The organism is bacterium, assembly GCA_019695305.1.
Classification (GTDB): domain Bacteria; phylum UBA10199; class UBA10199; order UBA10199; family JAIBAG01; genus JAIBAG01.
In genome coordinates, this window is record JAIBAG010000002.1 from 163,140 (window position 1) to 186,308 (window position 23,169).

The 23,169-nt window shown below is 42.7% G+C and carries 19 protein-coding genes and 1 other RNA gene; 8 read left to right on the forward strand and 12 right to left on the reverse strand.

Features of this window, described 5'->3' with window-relative positions:
- Positions 1–3: 3 nt before the first annotated feature.
- Positions 4–2,232, reverse strand: coding sequence for a hypothetical protein (locus K1X76_02230; protein ID MBX7147878.1), 2,229 nt, complete (start codon positions 2,230–2,232; stop codon positions 4–6).
- A 120-nt stretch (positions 2,233–2,352) separates the two neighbouring features.
- Here K1X76_02230 and K1X76_02235 point away from each other — a divergent pair, with 120 nt between their 5' ends.
- The 3 genes from K1X76_02235 (at position 2,353) to K1X76_02245 (ending at position 6,593) form a co-directional block, all read left to right on the forward strand.
- Positions 2,353–4,089, forward strand: coding sequence for a 1-acyl-sn-glycerol-3-phosphate acyltransferase (locus K1X76_02235; GenBank protein MBX7147879.1), 1,737 nt, complete (start codon positions 2,353–2,355; stop codon positions 4,087–4,089).
- Between the two features lie 83 nt (positions 4,090–4,172).
- Positions 4,173–6,098, forward strand: coding sequence for an AMP-binding protein (locus K1X76_02240; GenBank protein MBX7147880.1), 1,926 nt, complete (start codon positions 4,173–4,175; stop codon positions 6,096–6,098).
- A 312-nt stretch (positions 6,099–6,410) separates the two neighbouring features.
- Entirely contained in the window at positions 6,411–6,593 is a 183-nt protein-coding gene (locus tag K1X76_02245; protein MBX7147881.1) for a hypothetical protein, read from the forward strand.
- Here the strand turns inward: K1X76_02245 and K1X76_02250 are convergent.
- The 8 genes from K1X76_02250 to rnpB all read right to left on the reverse strand — a co-directional run bounded on the left by K1X76_02250 (position 6,590) and on the right by rnpB (position 13,042).
- Positions 6,590–7,444 carry an aminotransferase class IV gene (locus tag K1X76_02250; protein MBX7147882.1) on the reverse strand — a complete coding sequence of 285 codons (855 nt, stop codon included), beginning with the start codon at positions 7,442–7,444 and terminating at the stop codon, positions 6,590–6,592. The genes K1X76_02245 and K1X76_02250 overlap by 4 nt on opposite strands.
- Complete coding sequence (locus K1X76_02255; GenBank protein MBX7147883.1) at positions 7,414–8,694, reverse strand: anthranilate synthase component I family protein; 1,281 nt, start codon at positions 8,692–8,694, stop codon at positions 7,414–7,416. The genes K1X76_02250 and K1X76_02255 overlap by 31 nt, the downstream gene beginning before the upstream one ends.
- Before the next feature lie 20 nt (positions 8,695–8,714).
- Positions 8,715–9,800: an ArsA family ATPase gene (locus K1X76_02260; protein ID MBX7147884.1), complete on the reverse strand. Its 1,086-nt coding sequence runs from the start codon at positions 9,798–9,800 to the stop codon at positions 8,715–8,717.
- Positions 9,793–10,734 carry an AAA family ATPase gene (locus K1X76_02265; GenBank protein ID MBX7147885.1) on the reverse strand — a complete coding sequence of 314 codons (942 nt, stop codon included), beginning with the start codon at positions 10,732–10,734 and terminating at the stop codon, positions 9,793–9,795. The genes K1X76_02260 and K1X76_02265 overlap by 8 nt, the downstream gene beginning before the upstream one ends.
- A 52-nt stretch (positions 10,735–10,786) precedes the next feature.
- On the reverse strand, positions 10,787–11,338 hold the full coding sequence (locus K1X76_02270) for a hypothetical protein (GenBank protein MBX7147886.1): 552 nt from the start codon (positions 11,336–11,338) through the stop codon (positions 10,787–10,789).
- 281 nt (positions 11,339–11,619) lie between these two features.
- Entirely contained in the window at positions 11,620–12,102 is a 483-nt protein-coding gene (locus K1X76_02275; GenBank protein MBX7147887.1) for a hypothetical protein, read from the reverse strand.
- Positions 12,103–12,193: 91 nt separating this feature from the next.
- Positions 12,194–12,646, reverse strand: coding sequence for a hypothetical protein (locus K1X76_02280; protein MBX7147888.1), 453 nt, complete (start codon positions 12,644–12,646; stop codon positions 12,194–12,196).
- Positions 12,647–12,687: 41 nt separating this feature from the next.
- Positions 12,688–13,042, reverse strand: an RNA gene (gene rnpB, locus K1X76_02285) — RNase P RNA component class A.
- A 237-nt stretch (positions 13,043–13,279) separates the two neighbouring features.
- Here rnpB and K1X76_02290 point away from each other — a divergent pair.
- Positions 13,280–15,118: a thrombospondin type 3 repeat-containing protein gene (locus tag K1X76_02290; GenBank protein ID MBX7147889.1), complete on the forward strand. Its 1,839-nt coding sequence runs from the start codon at positions 13,280–13,282 to the stop codon at positions 15,116–15,118.
- 36 nt (positions 15,119–15,154) lie between these two features.
- On the opposite strand, the gene K1X76_02295 is transcribed toward K1X76_02290, so the two are convergent.
- The 3 genes from K1X76_02295 to bioB form a co-directional block, all read right to left on the reverse strand.
- Positions 15,155–15,721: a hypothetical protein gene (locus K1X76_02295; protein ID MBX7147890.1), complete on the reverse strand. Its 567-nt coding sequence runs from the start codon at positions 15,719–15,721 to the stop codon at positions 15,155–15,157.
- Between the two features lie 12 nt (positions 15,722–15,733).
- Positions 15,734–18,010, reverse strand: coding sequence for a nitrite/sulfite reductase (locus K1X76_02300; protein MBX7147891.1), 2,277 nt, complete (start codon positions 18,008–18,010; stop codon positions 15,734–15,736).
- A 91-nt stretch (positions 18,011–18,101) separates the two neighbouring features.
- Positions 18,102–19,112, reverse strand: coding sequence for a biotin synthase BioB (gene bioB / locus K1X76_02305; GenBank protein ID MBX7147892.1), 1,011 nt, complete (start codon positions 19,110–19,112; stop codon positions 18,102–18,104).
- Between the two features lie 94 nt (positions 19,113–19,206).
- On the opposite strand from bioB, the gene creB reads away from it, so the two are divergent.
- The 4 genes from creB to K1X76_02325 all read left to right on the forward strand — a co-directional run.
- Complete coding sequence (gene creB, locus K1X76_02310) at positions 19,207–19,887, forward strand: two-component system response regulator CreB (protein ID MBX7147893.1); 681 nt, start codon at positions 19,207–19,209, stop codon at positions 19,885–19,887.
- Entirely contained in the window at positions 19,884–21,329 is a 1,446-nt protein-coding gene (creC, locus tag K1X76_02315) for a two-component system sensor histidine kinase CreC (protein MBX7147894.1), read from the forward strand. Before creB ends, creC begins: the two co-directional genes overlap by 4 nt.
- Before the next feature lie 155 nt (positions 21,330–21,484).
- On the forward strand, positions 21,485–22,876 hold the full coding sequence (locus tag K1X76_02320; GenBank protein ID MBX7147895.1) for a cell envelope integrity protein CreD: 1,392 nt from the start codon (positions 21,485–21,487) through the stop codon (positions 22,874–22,876).
- 37 nt (positions 22,877–22,913) lie between these two features.
- On the forward strand, positions 22,914–23,169 hold a 256-nt coding region (locus K1X76_02325; GenBank protein ID MBX7147896.1), incomplete at its 3' end, for a hypothetical protein.

Below are 23,169 nucleotides of genomic sequence, written 5' to 3' on the forward strand. Positions count from 1 at the left end.
TGTTTAACGGTTACCACACACTAAGCCCTGAGGCCCCAAAGCGGCACACACGGTTTTACCTTTATTGGTTACATCCACAAACAAGGCGTTACCCGTATCCCAGGTGGTAATTTTTGAAGGTTTGGAGGGATTGGATAAATCGTAAAACGTAACACCCTTTTCGTGAGGGAAAATAACAGTTTTACCACCATCAGTAAAACTTAAACCCGCAAATTGACGAGCCGATAAAGTAAGATCGCCAATGATGGATGCTTCGGTAAGTGAATCCAGCATAATAACCGAAATAAAATTGCCGTTTCCCGACTCATGGTACACTAACGCCCATTTTTCGTTAAAATCAACAGTCACATCCAACGCACGAGCACCCGGGATTCGGCTTACAATAACCTTTGTTTTTGTAATGGCTTTTGGTTTTTCGGCAATATCATAGCTCACAATACCATCCGCACCACCCGCCATCAGAACTTTGGTCCCTCCGGCATAGAAGCGCAATCCTCCGGCCTGAGTAATTTTGGTTTTGGTTTCTACCTTTAAACTCTTGCCACCTACCATTTGAGCAATATTTAAGGACTCTTCTCCTTTACCATCTTTACTCGCTACTGCATATACAACACGATCTAAAGTAGCCGTTTTAATTGTATCAAAGCCTTTTATATTTTGAGAGGCCATCTCAAAAGTTTGAAGCCCCGATAAATCTATTTTAAGCGTAGCCAATTTACCGCTAGCCTCATCAAAAAACACATAGCCATGAGAGGTAAGATGCAAAAGGGACGGTTTATATACCGTTGTTGACAATGGGGCATATAATGGAGTTCCATCCAATCCACGATCGGCCAAGTAAAATTGAGATGAAATTAAACTTAATTTAGGAGCGGCCCCAAGTACAACAGCATCAATAGAAGAAGGAGAAACAAGAGTTTTACCTTTCACATAACTTTTTCCCTTGGGCTTTACCAAACCTTGCGAGATATTGGTTACGGGCATCTCTGTTTTATACACGGCCAATTCGCCAGGAGATGCCGCATAGAGCACGGTTTGGTCAACAGCTAGCAAACCTAGAGGTAAGCCTTCATCTTCCATGGAATTGGTTTCAAAATTATAAACATGCCCTTTCAAAACATCGTCTACATAATATAAGCCTGTATCAGTAAGGGACGTTACTTTTTTAATAGGGGAAGCCATATGCAACAAACCCCCGGCTTTATTTAAGGTACCATCAGGATTGAGCGCAAACAGCTGAACCGCCAATTGGCTTGGATCTTGCGGCAAAACAACAAGACGTGATAATGAAGTCCCCGCTATTTTAAAAGAAGTACCTACCGTATATTTTGACACTACCGACAAATCGGACAGACGCACTATTTTCAGATCGGGGCCAACAGCCAAATACAACAAATCTCCGGCTAAATAGGCATCGTCTACTTTTTCGGGCCACTCCAACACTACAGGGATGTTTGTTGCGGGATCAGACAAATCTAACACCTGAATACGATCGGGAAAAAACACAACTAAACGGGGATTTGTACCTGCCATTTGTATTTTAGCAGGTCCAGCCACTTCAAAACTTTTTACTGACTCTAATGTTGTACCAGCTGCAAACGAAAAAACCTCAAAGGTATTATTTTGTTCAAACACAAAAATAAGCGGTATTTTTCCGGAAAAACTTACCACCTGCAAAGCGGGCGCGTCCAATATAGCCTGAGCTTTATAATTTAAATCTTTATCAAATACCTTAAGGGATGCCCCATAGGTAACATAGACAAAATCTTTTTGGGCAAAAATACCATCGGGCGTACCTCCTAAACGAGCAATAGGCATAAATGATGGCGATAAAGCAGGATTAGCTGGGTTAGGTGTAGGCACACCATCTGGAACGGGGGGAGTGGGTTCATCATTAGAAGGATTGATAGGGACTTCCAGATTTTCTGAATTAGCCTCTATCTTATCAGGTACCGGTACCTTGGGTATCGAAAGTGCAGGATCATCCGTTGGGGAAGGCTCCGAATCACCGACCTCCTGGGGAACCTCAGGAAAGTTGGGTTCTACCTCTTCTTTATTGGGAGAAGGCTCTTTCTTTTTGCCAGTAGTTTTTTTAGAGGGCTTTGTTTCACCCAAACCCACAAGGCTTAATGCTTTATCTTTAATTTTTTGATACGTAAGCGACGAAACACTACAAGCTGTTGTGCCGTTTATTAAGAATACCAAAAACAAAATAAATACAATTTTTTGCATGAAGGAGCTCATTCTAAATGGTTCTTTAGCCAAGCGTCAATACTTATACTTTTTAATATGAATATTTAAAAGAGTATAGTTGACCCAAAGCAAATTTTTTACTACGTTTTCAAAAATATTATGAAAGTCTTCCTGGCGTTAAGCGCCTTTTTTTACCTTCCCCCTCTTTTTGCATTTTTAATCCAATGTGCACGCGTTATTAAGAATATTGCCAACGTTATTATCCGTAAAAAAGATTCAAAAAACCCCTCTTTAATCTTTTTAAAGGCTAACCAAACACTGGGCAGCTTTGAGTATTACCTTATTTCACTGCGCAATCCTCTTTTTGGCCTTTTCTTTTTTTTTCTGCTTACGCTTGAATGTTACAATGCCATTTTTCATAAACCCCTAAGCCCTCTTTGCATTTTAGCCAGCATTTTCTTTTTAATGCTTAATGCCTACTCTAAAAACCGCCATATTGGGGTAAGCCTTAAAATGGCAGAGTTTTTAAGAACAAACCCACATGTTCATCCTTCTGTTTTTTTTAAAACGACTCATTTACAGCTAGGGCCGTTTGAATTACCCATGCCCTCCTCCAACGAGATTGAGCTTGTGAATCCGGCTTCCGTTTCTTTTAAAAAGCACGATCGCTCTCAACAAAGCTACACCCTCCTTATTCCTACTATCATAGACACTGGCTTTTTGGCTCACACCAGTTTAAGAGCGCTTAAACATGTAGGCCGCGATTTTGCCCGTGATGTATTTGACTGCATGGCTTCTATGTGGGGCAAACGCATTCTTGATCTTTTTTCTGCAAGCCTTACCACTACGGGGGCCGAACAATTGGCCGACCTGCCCGGTAAAATTCTTTTAATCTTTAATCACAAAAGCCAACTCGATTTTGTTCTCACTTTTTTTTGTTTAAGTCATGTACGGCGTTTATCGGGACGTAACTTTAGACCCCGTTTTATTACAGCCAAAGATCAATTTGTAGATAATCCCTTTGTTTACAATACACTTGGCGTGGGGAGACTCATTGAATCGGTAGACATGGTATTTATCGAACGGAAAAAACAAAAAGAGAGTATTAAAAATTTACAACAAGCAGCCCAGTTTTTAGCCGAAAAGGATATTGAAATTGCAATTTACCCACAAGGAACACGCCCCGAAGGGAATGTGGACCGGTCGGGCAAACGCCGTGATGCAGGCTACTACACAACCTTTTCACGATCATCCATGCATGCCGATGATGGCCATCTAAAAAAAGGCACGGCTTATTTAGCTTGCGACACTCTTATTGAATTAGCCAAAAGAAATCGCGATGAAAAATTGCATCTGGTTTTTATTGGCATTAGGGGCACGGCCACTGTGATGGCCAAACAATCGTTAAAACTACAAACCGAAGTAGATATAGAATATGAAGTAGGAAAACCCATCACCTTTGATGCCTCTGTAGGAGAACAAATTCAAAAACCGGACGGCAAGCCGCAAAATCAATCGGAAGAACGTTATTTGGAATTATTGGAACACATCCATCATCGTATAGATAAACACTTAGCCGATTGCCTGCATATTAATGAAAACTTAAAACATCGTTATTTGCTCGATTTACAAGGCACGCTTCGCTTCACTCAAGATAAACTTGATTGGGTGGAGCGTAATTTAGATTCTATGGCCGTTAAAACAAATTTAGCATATCAAATTTTAGACCGTATTTACGCCCTCCCGCCGCAACATTGGAACTCTAAGCTAGATATTTTTGCACAATTTCTCATGAAAGAAGAACCGCTTGACCGTTTCAAAAAATTCCGCGAGGAAGTATCGGTAGAAATTTTACGTAATCTTAAAAGTAAAATGCACGGTAAAAAAGTTAGCTGAAGAAGTGGATAGTAGATGGTTGATAGTGAATGGAAGGATTTTTCTTTCTCTTACTATCCACTATCCACCATCCACCATGCACTATGTATATTTGGAAACCAACCCAAGAAATTATTGATAAAGCCAATATCACGCGCTTTATGAAGAAAAATGATCTTGGCTCGTATAACGAATTAATCGAAACCTGCAAAACCGATATCGAATGGTTTTGGGAAAGAGCCGGCGATGATTTGGGTGTGGAATGGTACAAAAAGTACGACGAGCTTTTAGATGGTTTTCTGCCTTTTGCCAGCTGGTTTAAAGGTGGCGAAATCAATATCGTTCATAATTGTTTAGACCGTCATCAAAAAGACCCTGCGACAGCAAATAAGATAGCCTTTATCTGGGAGGGAGATTGCGGCGCTGTAAAAAAAGTAACGTACGCGGAGCTTTATAAACAGGTCAATGCATTTGCCAACGGATTAAAAAGTTTAGGTGTTAAAAAAGGCGATGCCATCGGCATTTACATGCCCATGATTTCTGAAATGATGGTGGCCTTTTTTGCTACGTTAAAACTGGGCGCTATTGTTGTCCCTGTTTTTTCGGGTTTTGGACCGGAGCCATTGGCTATTCGCATGAGTGATGCCAAAGTAAAGATTTTGATTACAGCCGATGGTGGTTTGCGTCGTGGGAAAAGCATCAAGATTAAAGAACAGGCGGACCTAGCTGTGGCCGGGGCACCCAGTATTGAAAAAGTAATTGTGGCTAAACGGCTGTTTGACGAAAAAATCCCCTGGAATAACAAACGCGATATCTGGTTTGATGATTTGTTAAAGGACAACTCCCCTTGCAAAACCGAAGTGCTGCAAGCCGAAGACACAAGCCTCATCATTTACACCAGTGGCACCACCGGTAAACCCAAAGGCACGGTCCACACCCACGCCGGCGCACTCTTACAGATTGCGAAAGAAGTTTCTTATTACATGGACTGTAAAAAAGACGACACCTTCTTTTGGGTAACCGACATCGGCTGGATGATGGGCCCTTGGGAAATGATTGGTTGCACCTTTAATGCTTCGACTTTCGTGATTTTTGAAGGCGCCCCGGATTACCCCAAGCCCAATCGTTTGTGGGAGGTTATTGAGAAGCATAAGGTGACGATTTTAGGAATTTCGCCCACGGCTATTCGTTTACTTAAAAAGACACCACTCGAAAATATCACGCAGCATAATCTTTCTACTTTGCGAATTTTAGGATCTACCGGCGAAGCGTGGGATCCGGAATCATACGATTGGTATTTTAAATACGTGGGAGGCAAACGTTGCCCCATTATTAATATTTCGGGAGGGACAGAGATTATTGGTTGTCATCTTTCACCTCTCCCTATCATCCCCCTAAAGCCTTGTACGCTGGGTGGCCCCGGGCTGGGCATGGATGTGGACGTATGGGATGAGAATGGCAACTCACTTAAAAATGAAGTGGGTTACCTCGTGTGCAAGAAACCGGCACCCAGCATGACCAAAGGTTTTTTAAATGACAAGCAACGCTATCTCGATACTTACTTTAGTAAATGGCCCAGAACCTGGAACCATGGCGACTGGGCCATTGTGGACGAAGACGGCTATTGGTTCTTACGCGGCCGTGCGGACGATGTAATTAAAGTATCGGGCCACCGCACCGGCCCCGCCGAAATTGAATCGGCGTTGATGACACACCCCTCTGTTGCCGAATGCGCCGCCATTGGCGTACCGCACGAAGTAAAAGGGGAATCGATTGTTTGCTTTGCAGTTTTAAAAGATGGGTTTACTCCGGATGACAAATTACGTGCCGAATTAAGAAATGCTGTTTCAGCCAAACTTGGAAAAACACTCACGCCAGACGTGATTAAATTTGCCAAGGCACTTCCTAAAACAAGATCGGCCAAGATTGTACGCGGCACCATTAAAAAGAAGTTTTTAGGAACAGATTTGGGCGACACCTCCTCCATTGATAATCTGGATGCCTTGGAGGAAATTGCAAAGGCGATTTAAATGACACTCAATCTCGAACAAACGTACTGGCGCAAATGCAGCAGCTGCAAAAAGGAAATTCCTTTTGGGGCTAAATACCAACGCTGCTCGGTAAGCACGTGCAATGCCCGCAAAACCGATTATGCCTTTTGTAGTGTAGCCTGTTGGGATGCGCATTTGGGTGTAGAAAACCACCGCGAATCGTCGGCCGATGAAGAACGTGCACCCACTAAAGAACAATTTTTGCGAGAACAGGAAAAAACTATGACAAGCGAAACACCCAAAAAAATTATTGTGCGTGATGCGCCATCTACTCCGGTATCGGGCGATAATATTGAAACGGACGTTTTAGTGGTTGTTTCTAAAGTTAAAAAACTGATTAAAGATGTGAGTGATTATAATACAAGTGCCTGTGCCGTGGATGCACTCACTGAAATTGTAAAAAAGGAATGTTTAAAGGCTATTGAAACAGCTAAAGCGAGCGGACGTAAAACAGTAATGGGGCGGGATTTTTAACTCTCCGCTTCCACCCTTTTCTTATACCCTTCCATCAATTCTTTCGTAATTTTTCCCGGTTTACCGCTAGCAATAGGTTCTTCATCTATTTTAGTAACAGGCAACACCTCGATGAGGGAATTAGTCATAAAAACTTCGTCTACAGTTTTAAGTTCGGCCTCGGTGATGATACCTTCACGCACTTCAATCCCCTCTTTTTTGGCGATATCCATCACTTCATGACGCGTGATGCCTCCCAATAATCCCACGGCTTGGGGCGGTGTAAACAAAACACCCTTCTTCACCCAAAAAATATTCCCAATAGTGGTTTCGCACACTTGGCCTTTTTCATTCATCATGATGCCGTCGTACGCATCGCGCTCAAGCAGTTCACGGCGTGCAGCCATTTTAGATACCCAACTTAAACTCTTCATGCTGGAAACGGGGGGTAAATCATTAAACACGGAATGAATAAACACAAGCTCCACACCATCTTTATATTCACTGGGCGAAAGTGGTTTTACAGCATCCACAAAAATAACGAGATTGGATTCTAATTCATCCGTTGGAAGGCTAGCCGTAAAAGTTTCACCCACAGACGAGAGAATAATTTTAATACGGGCATCTTGGAGTTCTGATTTCTTTAATAGATCTTCGACGGATTTTCTAATACCGGCGGCATGCGGAAACGGAATCCCGATAAACGTTGTACCCCATTCCATACGATTAAGATGTTTTTCTAAAAAAGGAATTTTTCCTTTATACGAACGCAAGGTTTCAAAAAGCCCTTCGCCAAATAAAAAACCGCGGTTCAAAACCGAGATGGTGGCATCTTTAGGATCTACAATTTTTCCGTTGATGGAGATATGCATAATACACTTTCTATTTTAAGAATCATTTCTTCATATTCTTTTTGGGCTGTAGAATCCACAACAATTCCACCTCCCGCATAACCGGCAACAATCTCCCCTTCCACATACAAGGTACGGATGGGGATGTTGAGAACCGACAACCCGCCCGTCCCCCAAAACCCAAGGGCTCCGGTGTAAACAAAACGGGGGTTTTCTTCAAGTTCGGCAATAATTTCTACAGCCCGTCTTTTAGGGGCACCGGTGATGGATCCGCCAGGGAAAAGCGCTTCCAAAATTTCTTTAAACCCAATCCCTTCTTTTAAAATACCGCTCACGCGTGACACCAGATGATGAACATGCGAAAAACTCTCAATTCCAAACAGAGGCGATACGTTCACACTACCGGCTTTGCAAATCCGCCCCAGATCGTTGCGCTCCAAATCCACAATCATCACATGCTCCGCTTTATCTTTTTGTGAGGTTTTAAGCCTATCCTGCAAAAGAGCATCTTCATTTTTCTCGTGAGATCGCCCAACCGTGCCTTTAATAGGATAGGTAGCAATCTCCCGCCCTTTAGTTTCCATAAAACATTCCGGAGAAAACGAAAGAATGTGGCCTTTTCCGGTATTGTAAAAAGCCCCATAGGGCACAGGATTACTCTTGCGGATAGCCTGGTAAATACTTCTCGCCTGCCCTTTAAACGAGGTTTCAAAACGCTCTGTATAATTAATCTGGTAAACATCCCCGGCTTTTAAATACGCCTGAATGGTTGCAATTTTCTTTTCGTAACTTTTTTTATCCGGAGCCTTAAAAGGCCCAAAACTAAAATCTCCTTTGGACTCTTCGAATTGATTTTTGACTTCTTCCAATTCTTGTTGAGTCAAAAAATTGGAAGCCAAAAAACTTTGGTTCTGTGCATGATCAATCACCAAGGCAAAAGGATAAAAACCAAGCACAACGTCAGGATTTGCATTCTTTTTAAAAGGAATATGGGCAAAATCAGGCAAATACCGGGCGGCTTCAAAACCGATAAATCCGGCCAAGCCCCCACAGAAGTATTCTGTCGATTCCCGTGGAAAATCTTTTTCAAATTTTTCGATCACTTCAAAAGGATTCACTCCTTCAAAAAGCTCACGGGGATTAAAAAGAAAATACGAAAAACGGGCGGAGCGCGTGTCGGCGCTATCTAAAAAAAGAGAATAAGGGTGAGTTTCGGCATAAGCCAAAAGGCCTTCCAAAGTGGGGATCTGCGATAAGGGCACACGCACCATATACCCTTCGCATAGAATAGTTAAAGAAGCTCTGCAAGCCTCGATAATCCCTCAATATCGTGAATATCCCCTTCAAAAAGGGGCACAGCGGAAACTTCCAAACCCTCTCCCATATCTTCTTTCAGCTTTTTAAGGATGGTTTTATCGCGTTTAGCAAGCTTAAGATAATCGTTAAAAACCTTATTCATCTTCTCGGCCGTGGTTTTGCCCACTTCTTCTTCTAATTCCCCCAAAGCGGCTTCGGGATCGGCTATTTTAAACTGCGGATAGATGCGATTCACCAGCACAGCACTTAAACTAAGCTTTAATTCATCCAATTTACCCCTAAAAACCCGCGCTTCTTCTTGAGAGTTCTTATCGGTGGTACAAACAATCACAAACGTAGAATCCTTTTTCTCCAAAATCTCCCGCACCTCTCCTGCTCTGTTTTTGAATCCATCAAGTAAAACCTGAAACGACATCAGCATTTCAGAGATTTCCTGCAAAAAAGCAAAACCAATAATACGATCAAAAACCTTCAGCACAAAATCGGTGCCCTTGGCAAAAAACTTGAAAACTCCTTTCCCCACGGCTTGCGCCGGTTTAATCAGCAGATGAATCATGCTGTTGGAAATAGCGTTAATCATCTTATCTGGCGCTTCTAAAAAGTCGATAGCATGGGTAGTGGGAGGCGTATCTACAATGATGAGATCATACTTGTTCTCATTCACAATCTCATAAAGCCGCTCCATGGCCATATATTCCTGCGAGCCTGCGATGATACTGGAGAGCTTGATGTAAATTCTATTGTTTAAAATTTTCTGTTTATACTCTTCGTTAGGGGCGTAAGTTTCTACCAATTTATCAAACGTCTTTTTGGTATCAAGCATCATGGCATGAAGGCTGCCTTCTACGTTTTTACCGAGGTCGATCTTTTTAGCCTCGCTAGAAAGTTCTTTAAGCCCCATGGCTGTGGCCAAGCGCCGTGCAGGGTCAATAGTAATAACGGCTGTTTTTAATCCTGAATGTGCCGCTTTTACCGCTAAAGCTGCCGATAAGGTGGTTTTGCCCACACCGCCACTGCCACAGACGAGGATAAGTTTGTTATTGGTGAGTATATTATTCATGCTCACCCCACATCTCCACAAGCGCCATCAAATCCTGATACCGCGTTAAAGGCTCAAATAAAAATGGCACTTCTATAATATCGTTACCCTTCGCCAGCTTCTTTAATTGCTCCCCATGCTCTTCATTTAATGCTGCACGCTTCATCTCAAGATCCGAATACAAATAGAACGGTTTTACTGCGTCATTTTTATCTGAAGGATTTATCTTTTTAGCTTCGGACTGCGTAAAAGGGCTTTGATGAAAGCGGTTTAAAAATACAGGCCCCAGCGAAATTTTAAGTTTTTCTTTTACCGTTTTTAAAAGCTCACCCGTTTCCACTACCGCCATCTCCTCCGGCAAAGTCACAGCACAAAAGGCTGTACGGTCTTCATCGCGTAAAAGATTGAGGATATTTTCAGATTGCGAGCGCATTGGCCCTACCTTCACCACATCGTGCACAATCTGGGGCACTTCAAAGGCCGATACGCCATGGCCGGTAGCTAAACCATCCACAATAATGAGATCGTAATGTTGTTTGGCTGATATCTTTTTTAACTTCTGCCGCTCTAAATCGTAAATTTTACCCGTCATGAGCAGTTCGTTAAAACCGGGTACGGCGTTTAAAAAGTGCGTCACATATTTATTGTTAATAAAGAGATCAAAAATGCCCCTAAACTTAACCGTCATCAGCACATATTCTTCAAAACATTGATGAGGATTAAGATTGATACCCGTTAAATGGGGCGCTAGCGCGACTTCGCCATGACCAATGGAACTTAGCCCAAAATAGGGAGCTACCCGTTCGGTGGAATTCATTTCGACTAAAAGTGTATTTTTACCTTGTTTGGCAGCCAACAGAGAAAGAGCTAAGGCAATGGTTGTTTTACCAACACCGCCCTTACCCGAGATGAGGATAAGACGTTTTGAGAGAAGATTATGTAAGGATGCGCTCATCACTAAACTCATCCTATATCAAGATTATCCGCTATTTGAAGTGTAATTTACGCTATTTTTGCTTGGTAAGCTTTTCTTCCAGCAGTGCAATCTTTTTGCGCAGATTGCGTATCTCGTTTTGCAGCGAGGAAACATGCGTTACCGATTCAACAGTAGACTTAATTTTTTCGTCGATCTTTTTGGAGATATCCTGGGTTTTATGAAGCACACCCTGAATAAGGTTTCCATCATCCCCAGGCTTAAGTTCGTCTTTAATAAAGTCGATCACTTTTTCAGCTTCGTTTTTAGCTTTAGCGAGCTGATCCATACCGGCATCAATTTTTTGTTCAAAAAAGTTTTTAATATTTTCACCACCGTCCTGAATAATACGGCGAAGGGCCGAGAGAGGGAGTAAACTTTTCTTTTTCTTTTCTTCTTCAAATAAGATTTGTGCGAGTGTTACGGCGGTTAAATCTTCTTTATTGCGGTTATCAACAATCTGCACGTCTTCACCCGATTTAATCATCTTGGCAATATCTTCCAAGGTAACGTAGGTTGAATTTTGCGTATCGTACAATTTGCGGTTTTGATATCTTTTAATAACTACTTTCCCGTCACGTCCCATATACAAGCTCCTCTTTAGAGTTTCAAAATCTGACGCATTCTACTGCGTCAAACCTGCGTCATAATTAGCGCGCATTTGGTATGAAAATACAGATGACGCATTAAAGCAAGAGGTATTTTCTAGTTTTTAGACAATATAACCCACCACTGTCTCCTCCCTTACATTAAGGGAGGAGGACTTGCTTACAAAATTATGCATATGTCCCTCCCCCTTAGAGTAAGGGGGAGGCTCAGGAGGGGGTTACCTCCATGCAAAAGTAAGATTTTAATTAGAAGAAGAGATTAAGCCACGTGAGTGCGGGCTTTGGTAACTGTAGTAGTACGGGCTTTAGCTTGAGCCTGTTTAAGCTGGCTTAACAACACTTCTTTTACTGTTTGTAAGGCCTCTACCTTAAGGCGACTCTTTTGATTGGTAAGTTCACTGGTATTTTCAATTTCGTCATCAATAGCCGAAATAATAGAATCAACAATATGTTCTTTAAGATGAGTTTCCGAAGGAGCTTTACCTTCTTCTAATTGAGAATCGGGAGGGGTAATTTTATCGATGGTGTAATTAATCACACCCTGAGCCTGCTTTACTAACGGTTGAAACACATCCAAGCCAGTGCCCTTAATACGCGGGTTAGCGGTTTGTGCTACAATTTCTACCGAGGCATTCATGGCTAAAAGAACTTCGCGGAGTGCTAAGAGAAGATGATTTTTTACGGTGCCCAATTGATTGAAGTAGTTGAGCAGAAACAGCAAACCTAATTTTTCTAAACTCATCTCCACCCCCTGCATAATGTAGTATATGGTAACGTAATGCAGGAAAAGTACCAAAATTTCAAAGCCTTGTCTACTTAGCTTTTGATTTTTTTTATTTTTTTTCCTTCAAATGAAAATTGCGAACAAATAAAGACGGCGGATCGGATGATTTATCTTTGAAATGAAAATAAATGAGGATGAAATTGACGGACAGGATAAGAGCAAACATAAAAATGACAGCCCATAGGAGAGGCCACGGGTTCAACCAAACACAATAAGCAAGGTTTGTGAGGACAAGAATGTATCCAGTGGGCACAATTGTTTTTTCAAAATGCTCTTCAATACCCCAGCCACGGTCAGATTTAGAATACCAAGGAAAATAATTACAAAAATAAATCCCAATTGCTAGCACCAGCATCACCAAATACGAAATAACAGTCAGGTGACCGCGAGCCGCCCATTCGTTTTTTAAGTGATACAAATTGTAAGCAAACAAAAAAACACCTAACGCGCTTAAAATGCGTACAATATTGCCATGTCGGTTGAAGAAAAATTTTAAAGACATAAAGAAATGGAAACCCCTGTGAGACTTTCACCTCACAGGGGTTATATCTGAAACATATAAGCCGGATTTTGTAACCCTTTTTCAAGAGCGATGATCATTTATCTGGGCCTTGTATTACTACAAGGCTCAAGCAGTCTACCCGCTTCCCCAGAGGGTTTCCCCTCAGCCCGACGGGCCGCCGGTGGTGTTAACCTGGAAAGCCTATTTGACCTTGCAACACACGGGGTTTACCCTTTTCACTACAGCACCGTCCGCCTAAGCGGCAGCCTGTACATAGTCTCTGTGGCACTTTCCGTACGCTTGCACGTCCCGGCCGTTAGCCGGCGTGTTGCCCTGTGTTGTCCGGACTTTCCTCCGAAGAGCATAAAGCCCAACAGCGATCATCTTGTTTCAGAACTAACACCCTATTTTCTTTAGGATTTTTTATCAACCTTTTTATAGCCCTCACCGCCTTCATTATTAATATATTACCATTTGCTATACATTTCAGAAGTTGGCTATAATTTCCATTAGGGTCGAAAATGTATAATGAAAAAGTACCTCATCTTATTTTGTATATGCTTTATTTTCTTTTTCTCTTCCAGTGCCCATTCCAGGCTTTTGGGCCCAAATGACCGAGATGGGGATGGTAATTTGGATAATGTGGATAATTGCCCTTTTGTATACAACCCCGCACAAGAAGATCAAGATCATGATGGCCAGGGTAATGCCTGTGATACCGACGATGATGCGGATGGAATTTTAGACACAAGCGATAACTGCCCCTTAGCACCCAATAAAAACCAGCTGGATACCAATAACGATCACAAAGGTAACATTTGCGACACCGATGATGATGGCGATGGCTTGTTAGATACAAGAGATAATTGCCCCCTTATCAGCAATCAAGATCAGATGGATATAGATGCCGATGGCATGGGCAATGTCTGTGACACTGATGACGACAATGACGGTGCTTTAGATACAAACGATAATTGTCCCAATATAACAAATCGGGATCAACTAAACACAGATTCCGACACCTTAGGCAATGCTTGCGATAACTGCGTAGACGTTTCAAATCAGCAACAATTAAGTACTATTGATGCCCAATACGGTGATGCCTGTGTAAAAATAAAAAAAGTAGAATTTGGTGGTGATGCTAATTCCGTTTGCTCCATTTATTCTGCAGGCCCATATCCAGGCCGCATAAAATGTTGGGGGAACAACAGTGGGAGGAAGGTAAGTTTATTCACTAGTGATTCTCGATCACCGACTCCCAATGCCATACCGGATATTGACAATGCCATAGACGTTGGCATTGGCGACTCTCATGCTTGCGCTCTTTTAAACAACGGACAAATTAAGTGCTGGGGTTCTAGTGCATGGGGAACACGCGGTGATAATTTGGCTTCACACTATGGAAATCCAAACATTGTAAGTAACATTGACAATGCCGTACAAATATCCGTTTCAGACGATTATAACTGCGCCAGAATGAGTGACGGCACCGTAAAATGCTGGGGCCGATGTGACGCTGGACAATGTGGCATCCCTACCGATGATTTTAGAATGATCACACCGGCGCTGGTAGAAGGCATTAACGATGCTGTGGACATTCAAACACAAGGGGGTTGGGGCTCGTATGCATGTGCCTTACTGGCTCATGGCACCATCCAATGTTGGGGCAGTATGTTTCTGGCAGCTGCCACATCAACAGCCAATGTTTTTGTATGGGAAACACCTCAAACTATACCTGACGTTATCAATGCTGTTGGCATGAGCCTTGGCCAAAATCATGCATGCGCCAGAATAAGTGATGGCACAATTAAATGCTGGGGAAACAATAATACCGGTCAGTTGGGAGACGGCACCACCATAACCCGCACCACACCAGTAAGCGTTGTGGGTATTAATAATGCTGTTGGGATTAAAGTAGGTGGGCAACATGCTTTTACCGATATGCTTGCTTTTGTTGTTGAGGGCGATCCATTGCAATATGTTAATGGAAAGCAACATACCTGTGCGCGCCTGGCGGATGGAACCCTCAAATGCTGGGGCAGAAATACTTCGGGCCAATTGGGAGACGGTACACTTATTAATCGATCGGTACCTGTTAGTGTCCTTGGACTTACCCATGTAAAATCTATCGATTTGGGGAGGGATCATTCGTGTGCCTTAATGGAAGATGGCAAAATTAAATGTTGGGGATGCAATAGCAATGGTATTTTAGGCGACGGGACTAACGTAACACGGTCCTCGCCTGTTGATGTGGTTGGAATTAATAATGTCACAGGATTAAATTATAGATGCAGCATTCTTAATGGTAAATCGGTGAAATGTTGGGGAGATAACAGTTTTGGAGAACTGGCGGATGATATTACCTCGATAGATGGTAACTATGCCTATTCAAGCTCCCCCATTCCTATTGATTGGGATGGAGGAACTCCCGATTACGTTACAGAGTTTGGTGGTAATTATGATTGCCAGTAAAACAGAGAGACGCTCAAAAAGACCATTCAAATAACACTAACCTAAATGCGTCACCATTTCTTCAAGGCTAACCTTGGATTTCGCTTCAATCAAAATTCCAAAGCGTTTTTGAGGATCATCCAGATGTTTGAGCGTAAACCCGCCGTCTCCATACACTTTAGCCAGCACTTTAGATAAACGAGGAGAAACTGCGTCAAACGTGGCAGCATTATTAGGAGCCAAGGCACGGTCGTTGATGATAAATTCTAATTTGTCGGTACACAACGTTACAGGACGTTTAAATTCAGAAGCTTCTAAACGGATACAACCTTTTAAGAAAGCCTTGAGAGTAGTTGTTATAATTTCTTCTTCATTTCCGCTCATCACGCGCTTATACGCATAAGCAAAACCGCGTTTGCGATCGGTGTCATCCAACAAGAAATCGCAATAGTGTCCATAAAGGAGAGTTAACGGGCCGTCGTGAACATGCTTATAATCGGCCACATCCACAAAAACCTCGGGGCTATTGGGAATCCAGGTGTTTAAAACTTTAAAAAACTCATCCGGCTGTGCATCGCCGGGGTTTCTAAAAAAAAATTTCCAATTGATCTTTTGAATAGTCATTTCTTTTTACCTTTATTGCGCAGCCTGCTGCTGCATGCCCATTCTGATGTTACAACCATGAGCGGCATCGATAAACAATTGAGCTTCTTCCATGCGCTGATGCGCACGGTCGGCACTGATATTATCAACCCCCTCTTCCTGAGCCTTAAACAAGTATTTGGCAAATTGATTACCCATAAACGGGTCGTAAAAAATACCGGTTTCGCAAAAATATTTGTTAAATTCGTTGATGATCTCTTCAGGATTTTCCGAAATATCAATATTTTTGCTTTTTACCAAAGCCTGAGCGGCCCGCAGCATGGCTCCATAAGCGGCTACTACCGCTTTATTCAAATCACCTTTTTCATAAACTACCTGCGATTCAAACATTTCACGATCGGCCACTTTTAAACCCATATCGGTAAGCGATACCACTTCACCGGCACACTCGCCCACACCAATATCGCTGGTGGTAAATTCACGTACGTTACCCCAATCGACATAGTAATCTTTGTTTTCTTCGTATGAGGGAATTTGCGCCAGATCGATAAGCGCATTTTTAACGGCTATTTTTCCCGTGCGTTCGATAAATGATTTAAAACTTTCATCACCGCTCCGGCCTTCCAGATACATATTCGCCAAACGGGTCACCGTTGCAGGAATGGCTTTAGACGGAATAGTGGTAATGGCCAAACCATTGGCCCCACCATTTTTTTGCATTTGCCCACCCAACACCAACTGAAAATGCGGCACCACATGATTACCCGCTTTACGGCCCACACCGTAAAAACCCATATCGGCAATATGATGCTGGCTGCACGAGTTAAAACAACCCGATACTTTAATACGTAAATTACGAATCGCTTCGTTATGAATAATTTGTTGCTCGGCTAAACGCGTCATCAATTCGCCCGCTAACCCGCGCGATGCCGATGTTCCCAGCTTACAGGTATCGGTGCCAGGACAAGCGGTGATATCGACGATGGTGGCAGCATGCGGTTCGGCCAAATCGATTTTTTTAAGATCGTTATAAAGATTTTGCAAATCACCATCGGGTATCCAACGCAGCACAATATTTTGTTCAACTGTTGTACGTGCTGTACCTGTTGTATATTTGCGAACGATGGATGCCAAATCGCGCATCTGGTTGCTGGTTAAATCGCCCAGAGGCAAATAAACTGTCACCACGTTGTAGCCCTTTTGAGCCTGGGCATACACATTGCTTTTTACCCATTGTCCAAAAGGAGTTGATGCATCAGCTGCAGGACGCACGCCGGCTTCTTTGGCAGGCTTTTCATCAAGGTGATTTAAGGTTTTTAAAAACTCATTCCAGCGAGGATCGGGTTTTAATAAAGCGCGTTCTTTTAACACTTCTTCACGGAATTTATCGATACCCCAATCGCGCACCAAAAATTTTACACGAGCACGGTTGCGGTTTTTCTTTTCGCCATAACGGGCAAAAATACGGAACAGCGCCTGTGTTAAAGGCATCAGTTCTTCTTCGGGCACAAACTCATCAAACAGTTTAGCCAGCTGAGGCACAGCACCCAAACCACCACCCACGTAATATTCAAACCCGCGTATAGTTTTGCCATTCACCACTTTGGTTTTAGCCACAGCCCCCATATCGTGCATGGATGTAAGCCCGCAGGGGTGATCGGAACAACCCGAAAAGGCAATTTTAAACTTTCTACCAAAATCCTGAATATCGGGGTGTCCTAAAAAGTAGCGGAACAAGGCATCGGCATAAGGGGTTACATCAAAACTTTGATCGTGACACACGCCGGCTAACGGGCACGCGGTAACGTTACGCACCGAGTTTCCACAAGCTTCTTTGGTAGTAATACCAACAGCAGCCAAACGGCGAAAAAGAGACGGGGTATCTTCGATATGCACGTAGTGCAATTGAATATCCTGACGGGTTGTAACGTGACAGATAGCGTCCGAATATTCTTCGGCCAAATCGGCTAACACATCCATTTGTTCGGGCGTCATACCACCATAGGGCAATTTAATACGTTCCATACCGGGGGCATCCCACACGGTGTTGGGGCCTTTGGTCATGGTGCCGCAAGGAAAAGGAATTTTTTGCTGACTTTTTCCATCATGGCGAAGCCCGTTATCGTAACGTTGACCATAAGCACCATACCGCAGACGCGATTCGGCAAAAACTTTTTCTTCAATTTTACCCTGCTTTTTTAAATGGAGTTCGGTTTCAAAACCGTCAATATCTTTAGCCCAGTCGGTGGGCATTTTACCATCGAGTTGTTTTTTCCAAATATCAGAGGATTCGTTTTTTGTTTCGCTCATAAAAATGGTGCGTAAGTACTGAGGTGCGTAAGTGCGTAGGTTAAGAATTCTTAAACCTCAGCACTTCCGCACCTACGCACCTACGCACATCTCAAACAGCTATCACTTCGGGTTTGCGGTGCGGGGCCACAACTTCAAGCCCCAGGCCTTCAATCATTTTCACATCGTCGGATGAATCACGGCCTTTAGTAGTTAAATAATTGCCCAACATGGTACCACTGGCACCGGCATCAAACATAAGATGCTGCTTATCCTGCAAATTTACCTCGCGGCCACCACAAACAAACAGTTCGGTTTTGGGCATTACAAGCCGCATCATCGAAATACTTTTTAAACAATCAAGCGGCGTTAAATCGTGTTTATCGGCAAGCGGCGTGCCCGGGCGGGGGTTTAAAAAATTAAGGGGGATGCTATCCGGCTCGATATCTTTTAAGTTAAACGCAAATTCCACGCGTTGATCCAAACTTTCGCCCATGCCTAAAATACCACCACTGCAAATTTGAAAACCCAGCTTTTTAGCTTCTTTCAGCGTCCCCACTTCATCATCAAAAGTATGGGTAGAAACAATATTGGGAAAATACGAGCGGCTGGTTTCGATATTGTGATGATAGTTAATCATGCCGGCATCTTTTAATTTTTTAAGATCGTCATGGTTCATGAGCCCCAGTGACGCGCAGGTTTCCATATCGGTTTTGCTGCGGATTTGAGTAATCGCATCCACCAACATATTCACTTCGCGTTCTTTGGTTAAACCACGGCCACTGGTCACAATCGAAAACTCGGTAGCGCCATTAGCATCGGCTTCCATGGCATCGGCCACCATTTGATCGACAGATTTTAAGCCGTAAACGGGGGCAGCAGTCCCTTTGTAGCTGGCCGATTGCGCACAAAATTTGCAGTCTTCCACGCACGCCCCGCTTTTGGCGTTGGTAATGGAACAAAAGCTGATTTTATTGGAATAAAATTTTTCGCGGAGGGCACGCGCCACCGGCATGACGTACTGAAAGTAATCGTCTTCGGAACAGTTTAAAATAGCCAAAGCGGTTTCTTGATCGATCCCGTTTTGGGCTATTTTTTCAACATTTAAGGCCTGTAAATTCATGGGGGTTGCACCCTATTATGGGGGTAAGTCTTTGTCAATAGAGGAGGCCCGAAAAATTCTTGTTAATTTCAGTTATTTAGCTTTAACTAAGGGAATGCCAACAGCACTTTTATTGGTTGAAGATGAAAAATCCATCGCCGATTCGGTTATTTATACCTTTGGCAAAGAAGGCTATGCTGTCACTTGGGTAAGCTTAGCCAGTGAGGCTTTGGCCCAAATTACTGCTTTAAACCCGGCCCTCATCATTATGGATATTGGCCTGCCCGATATGTTGGGCTTAGACCTATGCCGGGAAGTTCGTAAAACGAGCAACACACCCATCATTTTTCTTACCGCGCGCAGCGATGAAATTGACAAAATACTGGGGCTAGAACTAGGGGCCGATGATTATGTAGTAAAACCCTTTAGCCCGCGCGAACTGGTGGCACGGGCTAAAGCGGTACTTAGACGACAAAGTAATTTAGTATTGGCACCTGATAAAACAAAGAAATTTAAAATTGATGACGCTAAAAAGCGCATCACAATTTACGAAAAGGATTTGGAATTATCCAAGTATGAATACGACTTATTAAAGCATTTAATAGCACGTCCTGGCCGCGTTTATTCACGTGATGAACTGCTGACGCTGGCTTTTGGCAATGATCACGTCACTACCGATCGTGCCATTGATGCCCACATCAAAAATATACGTGCCAAAATAAAAAGCGTTGATCCTGAAACCGACCCCATAGAAACCCACCGCGGTTTAGGTTATTCGCTTAAGGAGGAGTTTTGAGTTTACGCACCAAACTCATCCTTGTTTTAACCTTAGTTATTTTTGTGGGCTTTGGCAGTGTGTTTAAATGGACTGTTGATGAATTAAGACCTCGCTATTTGGAGGCCGTAGAAGAAACGTTAGTGGACGAAGCTTATTTAATGGCCGCCATGCTCGCCCCCTCGTTTGAAAGCAATTCGTTTAACCCTACTATTATTGATAAGCTTCTAAAAGATACCTATACCCGCTCGCTTAACGCCAAAATTTATCATTTTTTAAAAACCAAAATTGAAACCCGGGTATACATTACCGATAGTCAGGGGATTGTATTATACGATTCGACTGGTCTTGATACAGGCGCTCATTACAGCAATTGGCAAAACATTGCCCGCACCTTAAAAGGCCAATACGGGGCCCGTGCCAGCCACGAAGAAAAATTTTCGGGACAAAACTCGGTGATGCATGTGAGCGCACCGGTTATTAAAGATGGGAATTTAGTAGGCACACTCACGCTCGCCAAACCTACCAATGTGGTAAACTGGTTTATTGAATCGGTAAAACCTCAAATGCTGCTCTCCTTTACACTGGCTGGCTCGGCTATTTTGTTACTGGCTATTCTGATGTCGCTGTGGATTACCGCACCCGTAAAAGCACTCACTCGTTATGCAGCGCAGGTACGCGATGGACATAACCCGGCGTTACCCGCTCTAGGCAAAAACGAAATGGGCGAGCTGGGAAAAACATTTTACGAAATGAAACAAACACTGGAAGGGAAACAGTACATTGAAAATTACATCCAAAATTTAACACACGAACTTAGAACTCCTTTAACGGCCATTATGGCTGCCGCTGAAATTTTGGGAGATCATCCTGATGAAACTGACAAACAAAAATTTTTAGGCCATATTCAACAAAACACAGCACGGATGAAAAGCCTGATTGACCAGATGCTAAAACTCGCTGAGTTGGAAAATCGTAAAATCATTGAGTCAGAAAAAATTAATTTGGAATCTCTTATCGAGAAAGTACTCAACGAACTTGAAGTTATATACACGGCTAAAAATATCACTGTGTCATTCCCGCGTAGGCGGGAATCCATCTTAAATGACGGATTAGGATTTTTTATTAAGGGAGATTCGTTACTTATTGAACAAGCTTTTAAAAATGTACTGGATAATGCTTTTGATTTTACACCCCAAAATGGAAGCATTGTTATTAAGCTTAATCGCGAAAATGCAGATACAAAGCTAAGCGTACACGATAGTGGCCCAGGCTTCCCTGCCTATGCCCTCCCCAAAGTTTTTGACCGATTCTTTTCGCTCCCCCGCCCCCAAACCGGCCAAAAAAGCACCGGGCTTGGACTAAATTTTACCAAGCAAATCATGGAGATGCATGGGGGTAGCCTAAGTGTAAGCAATACCCCTTCTGGGGCTTTAGTAAGCCTTCTTTTTCATACTCACTGAGCGCAGCTCAGTACGAGAAGGTCTATTTTAATACATTAAGGGCCTTCTTCGTAATTCATCAACTTTTCATAGTTTTTTCATCATCCATTCATAGCGTCTGTCTACTTTGGTTCTTGAAGGGATAGTCCCTTATTTAACTTTTTAGAAAGAATTTTATGAACGACACAAAACCAAAAAAAGCATTTTCGGCAGGAGCTAAACTTTTTGCCATTTCATTATTAAGCGTTTTATTACTCATTCCCATTGCCTTTCTTTTTATATTAAATCTTGATCGTAAAAAGAACCATACAGAAGCCGAGCAAAGCATTGAAAACCTCTGGGGTGGGCCACAAATGCTTGCAGGGCCTTTTATTGTAGTCCCCTATAAAACTGTAGAATGGGTTACACAAGAAACCTATAACAGTGTCCAATCTCGCTATATAAAAACTACAGCCCAAAAAGATGTCATCGATTTTCTTTATTTCTGGCCAGAAAATATCAACATCAAGGCATCCATGAACGCTCAAAAAAGAAAAAGAGGGCTTCACAAAATTGTGGTCAATGAAAGTAGCATTCACTTTGACGGCAGTTATCTGCCCCTTGATTTTACCAAGAAAAAAATAGCCCCCGAAAATATCCTGTGGGACGATAGCTTTATTTTCATCAAAGCCACATCTCTCAAAGGCTTCACCAATACAGTAAGCCTCACCATTGATCAAAATACTACAGAGCTAAATCAGGCTGAACCTCCCGTATCTGACTTGACCGCCTCGTATTTTAAAAAAATGAACAAAGAAGCAATCTACGGCAAATTAAGCTTGGCAACACTGGAACTTCTGAAAGCAAAAAATACAACATTTAGCACCAATTTTAACATTCGCTCTTCGGGTAATCTGGCTTTTGTACCGCTTTCTAAACGCATGAGTATAAATTTAGACTCAAATTGGTCTTCCCCTAGTTTTTTTGGAGACTATGCTTCCGATTACAAGATTACCCAAACCGGCTTTACAGCCAATTGGCAAATTATTCAGGCACTATCCACCATGGATGACGACAAACTGGACAATGTCCTCTTTAAGGGAGAAACTTTTTCTCCCAAATTGGGCGTCAATCTAATAGAACCGGTTGATTTATACACCACCTCCGAGCGCTGCCTCAAATACGGCTTTTTGTTTATCTTTCTTACCTTCACACTCTACTTTTTATGTGAGGTTATTTTTGGACTGCGCATCCATGCACTCCAATACATTCAGGTAGGCTTAGGTTTGTGCGTGTTTTATCTATTGTTACTCGCTCTTTCCGAACACATCAGCTTTAACCTGGCCTATCTCACAGCTGCAACGGCCATCACAGGATTAATTACAGGATACAGTTACTTTGTTATCAAAGTGAAAAAAGCAGTGCTTAGTTTAGGCACCTTTTTAGTGGGGCTTTATGGATTCTTATACGTGCTCATCATGGCCGAAAGTTATGCCCTTTTAATGGGTTCGGTAGGCATTTTTGCCCTGCTGGCCGTCATCATGACCATTACCCGCAATATCAACTGGTACGAATTAGGAAAAAACTAAGACAGGGAGGGGGCTAAAAACCCCCTCCTCATTTTTTATGTTTATCGGACATCTTCCCTCAAGCCTTGTAGCCTTTAATGCCCTCCCAGATTCCTGGAAAACAAAACGTAATTTTTATCTGGGCTTACTGGGTTCTATTTTTCCAGATATCGATCTTATTTGGCTGTATGGAATAGCCCAACACAAAGAACATCATCACAACTACCCAACACACATCCCCTTTTTCTGGTTTGTAACAGGACTTTTTGCCCTTTTTTGCTGCGATAAAAAATCGAGCCGCATCAGCTGGTTAG

What these genes read in the sequence shown, in the direction of transcription:
- creB (MBX7147893.1), top strand. Translation starts at nt 19,207, where the DNA reads ATGCCAACAGCACTTTTATTGGTTGAAGATGAAAAATCCATCGCCGAT.
- K1X76_02280 (MBX7147888.1), bottom strand. Translation starts at nt 12,646, where the DNA reads ATGTCTTTAAAATTTTTCTTCAACCGACATGGCAATATTGTACGCATT.
- K1X76_02250 (MBX7147882.1), bottom strand. Translation starts at nt 7,444, where the DNA reads ATGCATATCTCCATCAACGGAAAAATTGTAGATCCTAAAGATGCCACC.
- K1X76_02240 (MBX7147880.1), top strand. Translation starts at nt 4,173, where the DNA reads ATGTATATTTGGAAACCAACCCAAGAAATTATTGATAAAGCCAATATC.
- K1X76_02235 (MBX7147879.1), top strand. Translation starts at nt 2,353, where the DNA reads ATGAAAGTCTTCCTGGCGTTAAGCGCCTTTTTTTACCTTCCCCCTCTT.
- K1X76_02230 (MBX7147878.1), bottom strand. Translation starts at nt 2,232, where the DNA reads ATGCAAAAAATTGTATTTATTTTGTTTTTGGTATTCTTAATAAACGGC.
- K1X76_02255 (MBX7147883.1), bottom strand. Translation starts at nt 8,694, where the DNA reads ATGGTGCGTGTGCCCTTATCGCAGATCCCCACTTTGGAAGGCCTTTTG.
- K1X76_02265 (MBX7147885.1), bottom strand. Translation starts at nt 10,734, where the DNA reads ATGAGCGCATCCTTACATAATCTTCTCTCAAAACGTCTTATCCTCATC.
- K1X76_02275 (MBX7147887.1), bottom strand. Translation starts at nt 12,102, where the DNA reads ATGAGTTTAGAAAAATTAGGTTTGCTGTTTCTGCTCAACTACTTCAAT.
- K1X76_02300 (MBX7147891.1), bottom strand. Translation starts at nt 18,010, where the DNA reads ATGAGCGAAACAAAAAACGAATCCTCTGATATTTGGAAAAAACAACTC.
- K1X76_02270 (MBX7147886.1), bottom strand. Translation starts at nt 11,338, where the DNA reads ATGGGACGTGACGGGAAAGTAGTTATTAAAAGATATCAAAACCGCAAA.
- K1X76_02295 (MBX7147890.1), bottom strand. Translation starts at nt 15,721, where the DNA reads ATGACTATTCAAAAGATCAATTGGAAATTTTTTTTTAGAAACCCCGGC.
- bioB (MBX7147892.1), bottom strand. Translation starts at nt 19,112, where the DNA reads ATGAATTTACAGGCCTTAAATGTTGAAAAAATAGCCCAAAACGGGATC.
- K1X76_02260 (MBX7147884.1), bottom strand. Translation starts at nt 9,800, where the DNA reads ATGAATAATATACTCACCAATAACAAACTTATCCTCGTCTGTGGCAGT.
- K1X76_02320 (MBX7147895.1), top strand. Translation starts at nt 21,485, where the DNA reads ATGAACGACACAAAACCAAAAAAAGCATTTTCGGCAGGAGCTAAACTT.